The sequence below is a fragment of the Methylobacterium fujisawaense genome, from assembly GCF_039619325.1.
Classification (GTDB): domain Bacteria; phylum Pseudomonadota; class Alphaproteobacteria; order Rhizobiales; family Beijerinckiaceae; genus Methylobacterium; species Methylobacterium fujisawaense.
The window spans coordinates 202,502-217,747 of record NZ_CP155000.1; the positions used below are offsets into that span (position 1 = coordinate 202,502).

General features: G+C 72.3%; 11 protein-coding genes. 2 read left to right on the top strand and 9 right to left on the bottom strand.

All coding sequences use genetic code 11. From position 1 onward, the window contains the following. Positions 1-428: 428 nt before the first annotated feature. Complete coding sequence (locus ABC766_RS01125) at positions 429-2,969, top strand: glycogen/starch/alpha-glucan phosphorylase (protein WP_427902277.1); 2,541 nt, start codon at positions 429-431, stop codon at positions 2,967-2,969. 76 nt (positions 2,970-3,045) lie between these two features. Here the strand turns inward: ABC766_RS01125 and ABC766_RS01130 are convergent, their stop codons facing one another. From ABC766_RS01130 to thrC, 8 genes are all read right to left on the bottom strand, one after another. Beyond that, a complete protein-coding gene (locus tag ABC766_RS01130; RefSeq protein ID WP_427902278.1) occupies positions 3,046-4,743 on the bottom strand; it encodes a methyl-accepting chemotaxis protein in 1,698 nt (565 codons plus the stop codon). 312 nt (positions 4,744-5,055) lie between these two features. Then, positions 5,056-6,120: a hypothetical protein gene (locus ABC766_RS01135; RefSeq protein WP_043379735.1), complete on the bottom strand. Its 1,065-nt coding sequence runs from the start codon at positions 6,118-6,120 to the stop codon at positions 5,056-5,058. An 88-nt stretch (positions 6,121-6,208) separates the two neighbouring features. Then, positions 6,209-7,144 (bottom strand): ferredoxin--NAD(+) reductase, encoded by a 936-nt coding sequence (locus tag ABC766_RS01140; RefSeq protein WP_085987674.1) that lies wholly within the window; start codon positions 7,142-7,144, stop codon positions 6,209-6,211. 29 nt (positions 7,145-7,173) lie between these two features. Further along, entirely contained in the window at positions 7,174-7,542 is a 369-nt protein-coding gene (locus ABC766_RS01145; RefSeq protein WP_043352571.1) for a hypothetical protein, read from the bottom strand. Positions 7,543-7,650: 108 nt separating this feature from the next. Beyond that, complete coding sequence (locus tag ABC766_RS01150) at positions 7,651-7,890, bottom strand: hypothetical protein (protein ID WP_345820714.1); 240 nt, start codon at positions 7,888-7,890, stop codon at positions 7,651-7,653. A 231-nt stretch (positions 7,891-8,121) separates the two neighbouring features. Continuing rightward, positions 8,122-10,998, bottom strand: a complete 2,877-nt coding sequence (locus tag ABC766_RS01155; protein WP_236952982.1) for an EAL domain-containing protein — start codon at positions 10,996-10,998, stop codon at positions 8,122-8,124. A gap of 302 nt (positions 10,999-11,300) precedes the next feature. Then, positions 11,301-12,596: a pitrilysin family protein gene (locus ABC766_RS01160; RefSeq protein ID WP_345820716.1), complete on the bottom strand. Its 1,296-nt coding sequence runs from the start codon at positions 12,594-12,596 to the stop codon at positions 11,301-11,303. Between the two features lie 175 nt (positions 12,597-12,771). Then, on the bottom strand, positions 12,772-14,184 hold the full coding sequence (gene thrC / locus ABC766_RS01165; RefSeq protein WP_043379743.1) for a threonine synthase: 1,413 nt from the start codon (positions 14,182-14,184) through the stop codon (positions 12,772-12,774). 209 nt (positions 14,185-14,393) lie between these two features. On the opposite strand from thrC, the gene ABC766_RS01170 reads away from it, so the two are divergent. Then, complete coding sequence (locus ABC766_RS01170; protein ID WP_345820717.1) at positions 14,394-14,723, top strand: hypothetical protein; 330 nt, start codon at positions 14,394-14,396, stop codon at positions 14,721-14,723. Between the two features lie 42 nt (positions 14,724-14,765). On the opposite strand, the gene ABC766_RS01175 is transcribed toward ABC766_RS01170, so the two are convergent. Further along, positions 14,766-15,179: a DUF4864 domain-containing protein gene (locus tag ABC766_RS01175; protein WP_043352578.1), complete on the bottom strand. Its 414-nt coding sequence runs from the start codon at positions 15,177-15,179 to the stop codon at positions 14,766-14,768. Positions 15,180-15,246: the final 67 nt, after the last annotated feature.

Here is a 15,246-nt window from a genome sequence, read left to right on the forward strand (position 1 = left end):
ACCGCTGACCGGCGTGCTGGCGACCGGCGACGGATGCGCTCCGGGCGTGCTCCGGGCGCGCGCCGGGCGCGCGCCGGGCGCGCGCCGGGCGGGCGCGGATCGGCGCGCCCGACACGGAGCGCCCGTCGAGAACCGCGTCCCGGGCATGACCGTGAGCCGCATCGCCGGCGTGCATGACCTTCGCGCAGCGCCGTCGCGCAGATCTGTGCCTGGAATGTCACGCCGCCGCGCCATATGTCTCTCAGCGTACCCGCGGGCTCCGATCGAGCGGCGCTGCCACGACTTCGCCGGAAGCCGACCGCATCGTCGGATGCTTCGGGGCACGGATCGTCCGTCCGTTCATGCGGCGGCAATCCATCAAAAGAGATAATCCGCCCACGATACCCCCGGCGCTAGAATCCGGGGCGACGACTTTGGGGGACCCGCACGTGTTGAACGATGTTCTGACCCGGCCTGTGCCACAAGATGTCGCGCGCGACGAGCGCGCTCCCGAGGCCCCGGCCGCAGGCTCCTGGACCGCCCCGGTGCTGTCCGCAAGTGGTGACGCGGGAGTCGACCTGCGGGAGTCGATCCGCGCCAAGCTCACCTTCGCGCTGGGCCGCACGCCCGAGACCGCACGCCCGCGCGACTGGTTCGCGGCGACCGCCCTGGCCCTGCGTGAGCGGATCGTGGCGGCCGCCCTGGCCGCCGAGCGCAGCGTGCCGAACAAGCGCGTCTACTATCTGTCGCTGGAATTCCTCATCGGCCGGCTGATGTCGGACGCGATGAACAACCTGGGCCTGACCGAGACCACCCGCGCCGCCCTGCGGGAACTCGGGGTCGACCTCGACGCCGTGCAGGAGGCCGAGCCCGACGCGGCTCTGGGCAATGGCGGCCTCGGGCGGCTGGCCGCCTGCTTCATGGAGAGCATGGCGAGCATCGGCATCCCGGCCATGGGCTACGGGATCCGCTACGACCACGGCCTGTTCCGCCAGTCCTTCGAGGACGGCTGGCAGCGCGAGGCGCCGGAGACCTGGCTCGCCGAGGGCAATCCCTGGGAATTCGCCCGGCCCGAGGCGACCTATGCCATCGGCTTCGGCGGCACCGTGACCATGTCCTCCGCGGAGGAGGGGGTGATCCGGCGGCACTGGCAGCCGGCCGAGACCGTGCGGGCGGTGGCCCACGACGTGCCGGTGGTCGGCTGGCGCGGGCGCCACGTCAACGCCCTGCGCCTGTGGAAGGCCGAGGCCGGCGAGCCCGTGGACCTCGCCCGGTTCAACGGCGGCGACCATGTCGGCGCGGTGGCGGCGCGGATGCGCGCCGAGGCGATCTCCCGGGTGCTCTATCCGAGCGATTCCTCGGCCGAGGGCCAGGAGCTGCGCCTGCGCCAGGAATACTTCTTCACCGCGGCCTCGATCCAGGATCTCGTGGCCCGCCACGTGGCCGAGCGCGGCGACGTCCGGTCCCTGCCGGACCACGCCGCGATCCAGCTCAACGACACGCACCCGGCCATCGCGGTGCCGGAGCTGATGCGCGTCCTGATCGACGCGCACGGCCTCTCCTGGGAGGATGCGTGGCACGTCACCACGCACACGCTGCACTACACGAACCACACCCTCCTGCCCGAGGCGCTGGAGACTTGGCCGGTGGAGCTGATGGAGCGGCTGCTGCCGCGCCACATGCAGATCATCTACCTGATCAACTGGATGCACCTGGAGGAGCAGGCCAAGCACGCCCGCCAGGACACCGCCTCCGACAACGCCGCCTACCTCGCCTCGATCTCGCTGATCGACGAGTCGCACGGGCGGCGGGTGCGCATGGGGCATCTCGCCTTCCACGGCGCGCGCCGGGTCAACGGCGTCTCGGCGCTCCACACCGACCTGATGCGCTCGACGGTCTTCTCCGACCTGCACGCCCTCGACACGGACAAGATCGTCAACAAGACCAACGGCATCACCTTCCGCCGCTGGTTCCACAACGCCAATCCCGGCCTCACCCGGCTCGCCGTGGAGACGGTGGGCGCCGGCGTGCTGGACAATCCCGAGCTGCTGCGGGGCCTGGAGGCCCATGCCGAGGACCCGGTCTTCGTGGCGCGCTACGCGGCCGTGCGCCGGGAGCGCAAGGAGGCCCTGGCCAACCTCATCGCCGAGCGCACCGGCATCGACGTCGATCCGGCCGCGCTGTTCGACGTGCAGGTCAAGCGCATCCACGAGTACAAGCGCCAGCTTCTCAACATCCTCGAGACCGTGACGCTCTATCAGGCGATCAAGGCCGAGCCGCACCGGGACTGGACGCCCCGGGTGAAGATCTTCGCCGGCAAGGCGGCGCCGAGCTACGTCCAGGCCAAGCTGATCATCAAGCTCGCCTGCGACGTCGCCAAGGCGGTCAACGACGATCCCGAGGTCGCGGGCCGGCTGAAGGTGGTTTTCCTGCCGAACTACTCGGTGAGCCTTGCCGAGGCGATCATCCCGGCCGCCGACCTGTCGGAGCAGATCTCCACCGCTGGGCTGGAGGCCTCGGGCACCGGCAACATGAAGTTCGCCCTCAACGGCGCGCTCACGGTGGGCACCCTCGACGGCGCCAACATCGAGATCCGCGACCATGTCGGGGCGGACAACATCTTCATCTTCGGCCTGGAGGCCGACGGGGTGAAGGCCCGGCAGGCCGAGCCGGACTACGCGGCCAAGGCGATCCAGGCCTCGCCGCGGCTTGCGGCGGCCCTCGACATGATCGCCGCGGGGCGGTTCTCGCCGGAGGAGCCGGGCCGGTTCCGGCCGCTCACCGACGACCTGCGCCGGCGCGACCAGTACCTGCTCACCGCCGATTTCGACGATTACTGGCGGGTGCAGCGCGCCATCGACGCCGCATGGCGCGATCCGCGCGGCTGGTGGGCGAAGGCGATCCGCAACACCGCCCGCATGGCGTGGTTCTCCTCCGACCGGGCGATGCGCGAATACGCCGAGGAGATCTGGCGGGTCCGCCTGGGCTGAGCCGTCGGCCGCCCGACCCGCTCCCATGCGGAAGCGGGTCGGCGCGGGGCCTGCCCGCTCCGGAAGGCTCCGGCCCTCAGGCGGCGCGAACGCCGACCAGGAAGCGGTCCATCTCCGCCGACAGCCGCTCCGACTGGCGTGACAGGGCCGTGGCGGCTGCGAGCACGTGATCGGCCGCCACGCCCGTGCGCTCCGAGGCCTCGGCCACCCCGACGATGGTGCCGGTCACCGCCGTGGCACCCCGGGTCGCGTGGGCGATGTTGCGCACGATCTCCTGGGTCGCCGCGCCCTGCTCCTCCACGGCCGCCGCGATCGCGATCGCCACGCCGTTGATCTCGCGGATCCGGTCGATGATCCCGCCGATCGCGCCGACCGCGGAACCGGTCACGCCCTGGATCCGGCCGATCTGGGCGGCGATCCCGTCGGTCGCCTTGGCGGTCTTCTCGGCCAGGGCCTTCACCTCGGCCGCCACGACCGCGAAGCCGCGCCCGGCCTCGCCGGCGCGCGCCGCCTCGATGGTTGCGTTGAGCGCGAGCAGGTTGGTCTGCTCGGCGACGGACGCGATCAGCCGCACCACGTCGCCGATCTCGGAGGCCGCCTGCTGCAGTTCGGCCACGAGGCCGGCGGTCTGGTCGGCCTCGCCGACCGCCTGCTGCGCGAGGTCGGACGAGCCGCTCGCCTGATGGCCGATCGCCTGGATGGCGCTGGCGAGCCGCTCGGTCGAGGCCGCCACGGCGTTGATGTTGGCCGCCGCCGCCTCGGCCGCCGCCGCCACCGCGCCGGACTGGCTGGCCGTCTCCTGGGCGGTCGTCGTCATCTGGTGGGCGGTGCCCTCCAGTTCTCCCGCGGCCGACGAGACCTGCTCGACGATCCTGGCCACCGCCTCCTCGAAGGTCCGAGCGAGGTCCATCGTGGCCTCCTTGCGCACGGCGGCGGCTTCGGCGTCCGCCCGCCGTCGGCGCTCGGCCTCCGCGGCGGCGTTGCGGGCGACCATGGTCCTGATCGCCTCGACCGCCCGCCCGACCATCCCGATCTCGTCGCCGCGCTGCGCCTCGACGATCGCGGCCTCGACGTCGCCCTGCGCCATGCGCCGCAGGACGGCGACGAGGCGCTGCAGCGGCCGCGTCGCGCCGAAGACGACGATCACCGCGGAGAGGCTCAAGGCGGCGAGCAGGCCCGCCAGGGCGGAGCCGATCAGGACCGTCCGCGCCTGCTCGGCCTCCTGCCGGGACGCGCGCCTCGCCTCGCGGAGGCGGGCCGTCGCCTGCGCCTCGTAATCCTGGGCCGCCCTGTCGAACTGCGCCCGGACCTCACGGCTCGCGACGACGCCGACCTGGATCGCCGCAGACCGGTCGTTCCGGAGGGCGAGGTAGTTGGAGCGGTCGAGCAGGTCGAAATAGTCCCGGGCGATCGCCCCGATCTGGCGCTGCATCGCCGCGATCTCCTCGCGCCGCGAGCCCTCGGCCAGCGTCTCGATGCCGTCGGCCACGGCCTTGACGTCCTCGTCGTAGCGCCTGCGAAAGAGCGGGAGGTCCCCTTCAGGGCGGCCGATGATCAAATTGCGATTCATGAGCGCGGCATCGACGAATTTTTCGCGAACTTTCGCAAATATCTCGAGCCTGGCGAAATAATAATCGACCAGATATATGTTTCTTTCCTCCATATATTTGAGACCCGCAATCGAATAAAATACGACCCCCGCAGTGACGATCACCATGAACATGATGGGCACGGACATTTTTACATGCAGGCTCGCATTCCGTAGAAACCGCATATCGTCCGACCCCCCATGATTTCAAAATATCCTTTAGCATAAGACCGCGGCAGAGATCCACGCTTTGCCACGATCATCTGTCGACGACAGATCACTCGAAGAATGAAACGAATATTTACTCATCTGCAAATACTTATAATATCGAAGAAATACATCAGCGCCATTGAACCGATCGAGCGGTGTGGGCGCGCGTCCGGGAGCGCCTGGCCGATCCGGGTCGGGGATGGAGCGGTCTCGCCGGCGGGCGCGGGCGGGCGCGGGCGGGCGCCGTGAGGCCCGGCGTCTCCTTCGCGCCCGGCCCGGGCCGGAATCTCAGGCCCCGCGGACGAGGCCGACCCGCGGCCCGAGGCGGCGCAGGCCGCGCCGCAGCCGGTGCAGCAGGCGCGCGGCGCGCTGGGCGAGGCTCAGCCTGCGCCGGCAGACGACATGCGACACGCGCCCGATCCGCGGGCCCGGATCCGGCGCGCCCTTGCGCAGGGCGATGTCCGGCCGCTCCGCCGATTGCGCGATCGTCAGCGCGCGCGCCGCCGGGAGGGTGACGCTGCGGAACATCGAGCGCGTGTAGTAGGAGAACTCGTCGTAGGCGACGAGATCGTGCCCCCGTCCCTTCGCCGGGTCCTGGACCGTCAGCGTGCCCGCCTGGGGGCCGTAGGTCACGAGGAGACCGATCACGTCGCGGGGCCGCCCGAGGGGGACGGTGACGCGGGTGCCCTCGGGAATCTCCAGGAAGTCCAGCGGGATGCCGTTGCGGCGCAGGGCGAACCCGCAGGTCAGGCCGGGGAGGGCGCGCAGCGGCACGGCCTCGAACCGGCCCGGCAGGGTCCGGAACCGGTCGATATAGGCGCGGCCCGGGGGCGGCGCGCGCAGGAAGCTGTAGACCAGGGTGCCGTAGAGGTCGGCGCCCACCGGCGTGACGTGGGTCGCATCCGTCAGGAGGTAGGTGATGTCGCCCGCGCCCGCGGCCGCCACCGGGGCGGCGATGTCGAGATAGGGGATCCCGTAGAGGGCGCGGTACTCCGCCAGCAGGCCGGCGACGGGCTCGGCCGCGTAGTCGACGCCGCCCTGGTGGAGGTTGAGGAAGGCGACGGGCAGGTCCCGCCGGGCGGTCGCCGCGAGGATGTCGTCGAGATAGGCCCGCATCGTCGCGCCGTCGAAGTAGCGGACGTTGCCGGTGAACAGCTCGAGGAGGACGCCGTCGCAGGGGAGCGCGTCCAGGATCTCGTCGATCAGGGCGGCGATGGAGGGTAGGGAATGGCCGCCCCAGCCGCTGCGGAGGAAGGTGACCGGACGCCCCTCGGCCTCGGCCAGGGCGTTGGCCCGCTCGACATAGCCCGGCAGCTCCGTGACGCTGTAGCCGAGGCAGAGGACGCGGACCATCGGGGCTCGGATCGGGCTCAGGATCGGCCCCGTGCGGCCGGCCCGGCGCCGGTAGCAGCCGGGCGCCGCCGCGTCGAGGCGACAGCGGTCAGTCGATCACGATCGGGTAACAGCGGGCGCCCACCGCGGCGGCGAGCACCTGCACGGCGCCGACCGTCGAGACGTCGCCCGCCACGTGGACCACGTCGGTGGCGCGCAGGCTCGGCAGGTGGGCGCTGAGCGGGCCGGAGCGCACGTCCGGCGGCCGCTGGCGGCCGCGATCGGCGCAGAGCACGATCCGGCCGACGCCGGTGCGGCGCAGCCAGTCCAGGCTCTCGCGCATGTAGAGGTCCAGGGCATCGCGGGCGCCGACGGCCAGGGCCATCTCGCGGGCGGGTTCGACGTAGCGGGCCGCCCGGGCGATCGCCCAGATCGCGCCGAAGCCGGCGCCGGCCGCCACCAGCACGAGGCGCCCGCCCCCGGGGCGGTACTGCCCCCGGCCGACCGGCCCCTTGAGGCGCACCGGCTGGTCGAGGCGGAGCGCGTCGAGGGGATCGCCCTCGGGGTCGCGGGCGACATGGAACACCACGTCGTTGATCTCGGTCGTGCCGTCGACCCGCAGGGTCGGGGACAGCGTCAGGGTGGGCAGCCCCGCGAAGGTCACCAGCGCCTGGTGGCCCGGCTCACCGGTGGGGCGCCGGGTCAGGGTCGCGACGACCTCGAGGATTCCGGGGCTGAGCCGGCGGATTTCCGTGACCGTGCCCTTGCGGACGGCCACGGGCGGCGGCGCCGCCGCCTCCTGGCCCTGGATCGGGGCGCCGGGGAGGGCCGGGCGCAGGGCCTCGGCCCTGGCCCGGCGGGCCGGATGACGGCGACCGGACGGTGCGGCGCTGCCCTGAGCGAGGCCCTGGCCGGCGAGCAGGTTGCCGGGCTGCGCCTGGAGCGGGGCGATCATGCCCTCGGCCAGCGCGGCCTCCAGCGGCGTATCGCCGGTCGAGACACGCACCGACCGACCGTTGACGACGAGCGAGCAGCGCGCCCCCATGGCTCTCCCCCGCATGCGCTTGTGACGGATCAGCGGGCGCGGATCAGGAGCGAGTCGACCAGGGCCGCCCAGCGCTCGCGGGTCGCGCGGACATCGTCGGTCGGGGCCGAGTCGGTGAGGAGCTGGCGCTGCGCCCGCAGCGACTCGACCTCCTGCCGCTGGGCCCGGAGCACCGCCTTCATCACCTGCAGCTCGGTCTCGAGGCGGGCGATCTCGTCGGCCTCGTCCAGCGCATCCGACGGATCGTCGAAGGCCTCGGGGGATGGATCGGCATGGCGGGGATCGCGGAGCGGCATCCGGGTCCGGGCCTGCTGCTCCAGCCGGACCGGCCGGGCCATCAGGCGGCGCACGAGGTCGGAGCCCCCTGCCTGCTGGTAACGCCGTGCCGCCTCGGCCATCCGACCATCCCCTTCCCGGGCGCTGAAGGGCCCGTCCATCCACAGGAGCTTGGTCGAACATGGTTAAGGGTGGCTTAAGCCGATCGGCGGCTTTCGCCGTTTCGGCCTTCAGGCCGCATACGCCTGCTGAATCGCGCGGGCGGCCAGCGCGTCGGTCTCGGTCCGGGCCTCCCGGACCTCCGGGGTGAAGTCCGCGCCGAGGCCCTGTTCCAGGGGCCACGGCAGGGCCGCGCCCACCGGCGCGCAGGGGGCGTCCTGCGTGTCGGCCACGGGCCTTGCGTCCGAAGCCTGGAGCGCCGGCGCCGCGGTCTCCGGATGGTTCGGGCTGGCCACCGCCGGCCCGAGCATGGCCGTCGGCGTCAGCGTCTGCTCGGTCCTGTCCGCGTGGAAGCGGGGATGCGATGCGCCTGCGGGGCGACCTCGAACAGGCAGCCTCAGGGCAGGTCGGCCGTCCCGGCGATGGGCCGCACCTGCGCGAAGCCGTCCCGCACGAGCCTGACATGGTCCGGAGGCGTCGCATCCCCGGCCGCCATGGTGTCGGTGGCCGGCAGCACAGCTGTCGGCCCCGCGGGAGGGATCTCAGGCCGCCTCAGGCGCCGCGCCGACGATCTGGCGGGCCTGCAGCATGGTCATCGGCTCGCCGAAGGCGGGGCCCAGCGCGTATTCGCAGCCGAGCCCGGCCAGCGCCTGGGCGTCGGCTTCCGATTCGCAGCCCTCCGCCACGATGGCGAGGTTCAGTTCGCTCGCCATGCGGACGATGGAGCGCAGGATCGCGGTCTGCCCGGTGCCGATCTGGCGCACGAAGGTCGCGTCGACCTTGATCGTGTCGAAGGGGAAGCGCTGGAGATAGGAGAGCGCCGAGTAGCCGGTGCCGAAATCCGACAGGCACAGGCCGGCGCCGAGGTCGTGGATCCGGGCCAGCATCTGCGCGGCGTATTCCGGATTCTCCATCACGAGGCTCTCGCTGAATTCCAGCTTGAGCGAGCCGGGCAGCGCCCCGGAGCGGGCCAGCACGGTCTTCACGTCGTGCAGGAGGTCGTGGCGCAGGAGCTGGCGCGAGGACAGGTTGCAGGCCGCGAAGATCGGCGGCTCGACCTCGAGGGAGCGCTGCCAGGCGGCGAGTTCCAGCGCGGTGCGCTCCAGGGCGAAGATGCCGAGATTGACCACGAAGCCGCTCTCCTCGGCGAGCGGCATGAAGGTCGAGGCCGGGATGCGGCCGAGCTTCGGATGGTCCCAGCGCAGGACGGTCTCGAACCCCGCCACCGTGCGGTCCTCGAGGCGGACCACCGGCAGGAACAGCACCCGCAATTCGTTGCGCTCGATCGCCTTGCGCAGGTCGCTCTCCAGCATCAGCCGGTCGGAGCGGTCGGTGCGCATATGGGCGCGGAACACCTCGATGCGGTCGCCGCCGTTGCGCTTGGCCTGGATCATGGCGATCTCGGCGCTCTTGAACACCTCGTCGCGCTTCAGGTTGGCGCCGGCCTCGTAGAGGGCGAGCCCGATCGAGACGGTCAGAAAAATCTCCCGGTCCGCGTAGGTGATCGGCGTGGCGATCGCCCGGCGGATCATCTCGGCGAAGGCCAGGATCCGGTCGGGGTCGCGCTCCGACAGGAGGATCACCGCGAACTCGTCGCCCGCGACCCGGGCCAGGGTGTCCTGCGGCCGCAGCAGCCGGCCGAGCCGGCGCGACAGGGTCAGCAGGATCGAATCGCCGGCCGACAGGCCGATGGCGTCGTTGATGCCCTTGAACCGGTCGACGTCGAGCACGATCACGGTGGGCTTGAGGCGCTGGTCCTGCCCGGCGAAGGCGAGCGCCGCATCGAGCCGGTCGCCGAACAATTCGCGGTTCGGCAGGCCGGTGAGGCTGTCGTGCACGGCGTCGTGGAGCAGGCGCTCCTCGGCGGTCTTCACCTCGGTGACGTCCGCGATGGTGCCGACCACCCGAATCACCTCGCCGTCGGCGCCGATCACGGGCCGCGCCTTCAGCCGGTACCAGAAGAACGCGCCGGCCTCCGAGCGCAGGCGGAAATCGTGGACGATGCGGCCACGCCGCTCCTCGATCACCGTGTCGAGGGCCGCCGAGTAGCGCTCCACGTCGAAGGGGTGGAGCGCGCCGAGCCAGTTGGTGGCCGGTCCCTCCAGCGTCCCCCGGGCGAGGCCGAGCTGGCCCTCGATCTCGGGGCCGACGAAGACCCGGTCGGCGGGCACGTCCCAGTCGAACACCACGTCGCCGGCGCCGGTCAGCGCCAGCGCACGCCGCTCCGTGTCGGACACGAGAGCGTGGCTGAGCCCGCCCCCCGCGAAGGCGTGCTGGAGCACCGTGAAGCCGATCAGCATCACGATCAGCACGAGGCCGCCGATGAGCGCCGGCTGCACGAGGTCGCTGCCGATCTGGCCGGTGACCGCGAAGCCCGCCGCCGTCACCCAGACGACGAGGAGCAGCCAGGTCGGCACCAGCAGGATGGCGCGGTCGTAGCCGTTATGGGCGGCGAGGTAGACGATCAGCAGCAGGCCGATGCCGGCCACCGCCGCGATGGAGATCCGGGCCACGCCCGCCGCCACCGGCGGGTCGAACACCGCGAGCCCCACGAGGCCGGCCAGGAAGGCGAGCCAGAAGAACGCCACATGGCTGTAGCGCACGTGCCAGCGGGCGAGGTTGAGATAGGCGAACAGGAAGACCAGCAGCGTCGCCCCGAGCACCGCCTCCGCGGAGGCCCGGTAGACCCGCTCGGCCAGTTCGGTGACCGGGAAGACCCGCTGCAGGAAGCCGAAATCGATGCAGGCATAGGCGAGCACCGACCACGCGAGCGCGGCGGCGGCCGGGAAGATGATCGCGCCCTTGACCACGAACACGATGGTCAGGAACAGGGCCAGCAGGCCGCTGATCCCGATGATGATGCCCTTGTAGAGGGTCAGGCCTGCGGCCTTCCGGCGGTAGGCGTCCTGGTCCCAGAGGCGGAGCTGGGGGACGTTGGAGCCGCGCAGTTCGGCCACGTAGGTGACGGTGGCGCCGGGATCCAGCGTGATGGTGAACTGGTCGGCTTCCGGGTTCTCGTCGCGCTCCGGGCGGATGCCCTGGCTCGCCGTGATGGCGGCGATCCGCGAGCCGCCGAGATCGGGCCAGATCACCCCGGAATCCACCAGCCGGAAATGCGGGGCGACGAGGATGCGGTCGATCTGCTCGTCGGTGTCGTTGGTGAGCGCGAACACGATCCAGTCGGGCCGGGCGCCGGCGTCGCGGGCCTTCACGACGATGCGGCGGACGATGCCGTCCTTGCCGGGCGCCGTGGAGATCTGGATCAGGTCGCCGTCGGAGCGGTAGCGCTCGATCGCGGTGGTCAGGTCGATCACCGGCGCGTCGAGGGTGACGCGGACCGCTTCCACGGCCCGGGCCGGCCCCCCCAGCGCGAGGGCACCGACGAGACCGCCGACCAGGGACAGGAGGAGGGCGAGGATGCGCAAGGGTGTCTTGACTTCCGGCCGTGCGAGGTTCGGCGTCAGCCGCCCGGGCGGCCTTGATCGATAGGGGTGGGCCTCACCTGGGGCAAGGTCGCCCCGGGGCCGGTCCACCGCCCGCGGATCGCGCCCCTTTGCGGCCAAATCAAGTTGGGCGGGGCGGGGGGCGGCTCCGCGGCAGGATTCTGAGCGTCTCGGAACCGGTCCATCCCCCGCGCGCCCGCAGCCTGCGGTGCCCGCGTCGGCGGGCGCCTCGGGATGCGGGGGAGCCGGATCCCTGTTCGCGGAGATCCGACCGCCTCTCAGGCCGCTCGGAGCGCACCCGCGATCTTGTCGAGGGCGGGCAGCTTGCGGATCGGGCCGATCGCCGCCAGCGTCGGCGTGCCCTGCAGCATCGCGGCCGCCGCGGCCCGGACATCCGCCACCGTGACGGCGTCGACCTTGTCGATCACCTCTCCGGCGGGGATCACCCGGCCCCAGGCCAGGATCTGGCGGGCGTTGCGCTCGATGCGCCCGCCCGGCGTCTCCAGCGCCGAGAGCAGCGAGACCTTGAGCTGCGCCTTGGCGCGGGCGATCTCGACGGCGTCGAGGTCGCGGGCCGCCCGGGCGGTGGCCGCCAGCGTCACGTCGACGAGTTCGGGCAGGTCCGCCCCGGCGGTGCCGGCGCCGATCCCGAACAGGCCGCAATCCGAGAAGGGCCAGTGGAAGGCCTGGATCTCGTAGGCGAGGCCGCGGGTCTCGCGCACCTCCTGCCAGAGCCGCGAGGTCAGGCCGCCGCCCAGCACCTGCGCGAACATGTGCAGCGCGTAGTAGCGGTCGTCCCGGAAGGAGAGGCCCGGCAGGCCGATCACCACGTTGGCCTGCTCGAGCTTGCGCGGCATCCGCCGCTCGCCGCCGCCGTAGACGCCCGGCACGGAGGCGGGGGCGGATTTGGCGGGCCGCCCCCCGAAATGGCGCTCGGCCGCCGCCACGATCGCCTCGTGGGTCACCGCCCCGGCGCCGGCGACGACGATGCAGTCCGGCGTGTATTCCCGGTCGAGATAGGCGCGGATGCCGGCCTCGTCGAAGCTCCGGATCGTCTCGGGCCGCCCGAGGATCGGCCGGCCGACCGGCTGGTCCGGGAAGGCGGCCTCCGTGAACGCGTCGTAGACCACGTCGTCGGGGGTATCCTCGACGGCGGCGTATTCCTGCAGGATCACGCCCTTCTCCCGGGCGAGCTCGCCCGCGTCGAACACCGAATCGGTGAGGATGTCGCCGATCACGTCCAGGGCGAGGCCGGCATCCTCGCCCAGGACCCGGGCGGTGTAGCTCGTCCCCTCCGTGGAGGTGGCGGCGTTGATCTCGCCGCCGACATTCTCGATCTCCTCGGCGATCTTCTGCGCCGAGCGCGTTCGCGTCCCCTTGAACGCCATGTGCTCGATGAGGTGGGACAGGCCGGCCTCGTCGGCGCGCTCGTTGCGCGAGCCGGCCCCGACCCAGACGCCGAGGCTGGCGGTGGCGACCCCGGGCATCGGCTCGGTGACCACCGTGACGCCGTTGTCGAGCCGCGTGGTGCGCAGGGACGGCGAGGCGGCGTGCGTGGAGAAGTGCTGGTTCATCGACGGCTCGTCGCGAAGGGGGCCGGATCGGGCGCGGGTCGCCTCTCCCGTGCGGGAGCGGTCTGCGCTCGCAGAGAGCCGGGTGAGGGCGGAGAAACCTCCGGAACGGGCACGCCCCTCACCCCGACCCTCTCCCGCACGGGAGAGGGGGCGCGGCGCGCGCCCCGGGCAACGCTCACGCCCCCCTCGTGATGCGGGCGCGCTCGCGGATGAGCGTCTCCAGAGCGGCCTGGTCGTTGGCCACCCGGGTCAGGCGCTCGGGCCGGTCCATCAGGTCGGCGAGGTGCGGAGGCAGGGCGGGGCGCAGGCCGCCCGTGGCCTTGGCGACCGCGTCCGGGAATTTGGCGGGATGCGCGGTGGCGAGCGCCACCACGGGGGTCGCCGGATCCTGCTCCAGGAGCCGCCGCCCGGCCCGCACGCCGATGGCGCTGTGGGGGTCGAGCACCACCCCGGTGGCGGCCTGGGTCAGGGCGATTTCTTCCATCACGTCAGGCTCCGGCACCGCGACGGCGTCGAAGTCCGAGCGGACCGTGGCGAGAACCTCGGGGCTCAGCGAGAACCCGCCGGACTGCTTCAGCCCCGCCATCAACCGCGACAGGGAGGAGGAATCGCGCCCCAGCGCCTCGAACAGCAGCCGCTCGAAGTTCGACGAGATCTGGATGTCCATGGAGGGCGAGGTGGTGGGCACCACGCCGCGCAGCTCGTAGGCGCCGTGCTCCAGGGTGCGCACCAGGATGTCGTTGGCGTTGGTGCCGATCATCAGCCGCCCGACCGGCAGGCCCATCTGCTTGGCGACCCAGCCGGCGAGCACGTCGCCGAAATTGCCGGTCGGCACCGCGAAGGAGACCGGGCGGTGCGGCGAGCCCAGCGCCACCGCGCTGGTGAAGTAGTAGACCGCCTGCGCGGCGACCCGGGCCCAGTTGATCGAGTTGACGCCCGACAGCCGCACCGCGTCGGCGAAATCGGCGTGCTGGAACAGGGCTTTGACGAGGTTCTGGCAATCGTCGAACGTGCCGTCGACGGCCAGCGCGTGGACGTTCTGCGCCGGCACCGAGGTCATCTGCCGCCGCTGGACCTCCGAGACCCGCCCGTGCGGGTAGAGGATGAACACGTCGACCCGGTCGAGGCCGCCGAAGGCCTCCACGGCGGCCGAGCCGGTATCGCCCGAGGTCGCGCCCACGATGGTGGCACGGGCGCCGCGCTGGGTCAGCACGTGGTCCATGAGCCGCCCGAGCAGCTGCATCGCCACGTCCTTGAAGGCGAGCGTCGGCCCGTGGAAGAGCTCCAGCAGGAACAGGTTGTCGTCGAGCTGGGTCAGCGGGCAGACCGCCGGGTGGCGGAACGTCGCGTAGGCCGCGTCGATCATCCGGTCGAGGTCCGGACCGGCGACGTCGCCGTCGATCAGCGGGCGCAGCACGCACTTGGCGGCCTCCGCGTAGGGGCGGCCCGCCAGGGCGGCGATCTCCGGACGGCCGATCTGCGGCCAGGTCTGCGGCACGTAGAGCCCGCCGTCGCGGGCCAAGCCCGCCAGCAGCGCGTCCGAGAAGGAGAGCGGCGCGGCCGCGCCGCGAGTCGAGACGTGGAGCACAGGGTCCTCCGAGGGAAGGCGCTCCCTCTACACGATGCGGGCGGGCCTGTCGAAAGCTCCGGACGACGCGGCCGGTCCGCCCGGGGGCCCGGCCTTTAACCGGGGCTGAACGGGCCGGTTCAGGGCCGGTTTCCCGGGCACGCCCTAGAGCCGGCGCACCCCGCGGCGCCCCAGCCGGCGGGGCGGATCGAGCCTCGGAGAGAGCCGACATGACCCGACTCATCGCCCTCGCGGGTGCCGCGGCGCTGCTGTGCGGCACCGCCGCCTTCGCGCAGGCCCCACCGCCGCCGCCCGGCGGCCCGCGGCCCGGCCCCGAGGCCGGCGCGCCACCCCCGCCGCCGCCGCCCGGCGACCCGAGGCGCGGCCCCGGTCCCGACGGGCCCCCGCCGCCACCTCCGCCGCCGTCGCGGGCCGCCCATATCGTGCTGGAGCGCGGCGACGCGCGCCTCGACGTGAAATGCGCCGACGACGATTCGACGAAGGCCTGCGCCGACGTCGCCCTGCAGATGCTCGACAGGCTCGCGGCGTTCCGGCCCTGAGGCCGACAGGCCCGTGCCCGCCGCGACGGTGGCGGGCACCCCTCAGGCGCGCGCGCCGGGTGCCTTGACCAGGCGGCAGCCGGTGATGCGCCACTGCCCGTCCGCGTCCCGGGCGAGGCTGTACTCGGCCGTCCAGTCGATGCCGTACTCGTCCTGGATCGCCACCGACTGGACCACGCCCGCCTCGTCCGTGTCCCGCGCCTCGCCGAACACGAAGCTGCGGTGGCGGTAGACCGGACGATACTGGTTCCGGACCATGCCGATGAACAGGTCGGCATTCGGGAACAGGTCCCGGATCCCCGGCGCGGCCTGCTCGTAGGCGGTCTGCGCGTCGTCGCGGCCCAGCGCCTGCTCCTGCTTGGCGATCACCGCCCGGGCCGCCGCGCGCGCCGCCTCGTCGGCCACCGCCGGTCCCGCGAGGCCGAGGACGAGGAGCAGGACGGGCCACACGCGCATCGATGTCACTCCAGCAGGGTCGGATCGAGATTTATCATTGTCGTGTGAAGATGGTCTCCGCTCCGTC

Coding starts and splice junctions, on each gene's coding strand:
- ABC766_RS01130 (WP_427902278.1), bottom strand. CDS start 4,743: ATGCGGTTTCTACGGAATGCGAGCCTGCATGTAAAAATGTCCGTGCCC.
- ABC766_RS01135 (WP_043379735.1), bottom strand. CDS start 6,120: ATGGTCCGCGTCCTCTGCCTCGGCTACAGCGTCACGGAGCTGCCGGGC.
- ABC766_RS01140 (WP_085987674.1), bottom strand. CDS start 7,144: ATGGGGGCGCGCTGCTCGCTCGTCGTCAACGGTCGGTCGGTGCGTGTC.
- ABC766_RS01145 (WP_043352571.1), bottom strand. CDS start 7,542: ATGGCCGAGGCGGCACGGCGTTACCAGCAGGCAGGGGGCTCCGACCTC.
- ABC766_RS01150 (WP_345820714.1), bottom strand. CDS start 7,890: ATGCTCGGGCCGGCGGTGGCCAGCCCGAACCATCCGGAGACCGCGGCG.
- ABC766_RS01160 (WP_345820716.1), bottom strand. CDS start 12,596: ATGAACCAGCACTTCTCCACGCACGCCGCCTCGCCGTCCCTGCGCACC.
- ABC766_RS01170 (WP_345820717.1), top strand. CDS start 14,394: ATGACCCGACTCATCGCCCTCGCGGGTGCCGCGGCGCTGCTGTGCGGC.
- ABC766_RS01175 (WP_043352578.1), bottom strand. CDS start 15,179: ATGCGCGTGTGGCCCGTCCTGCTCCTCGTCCTCGGCCTCGCGGGACCG.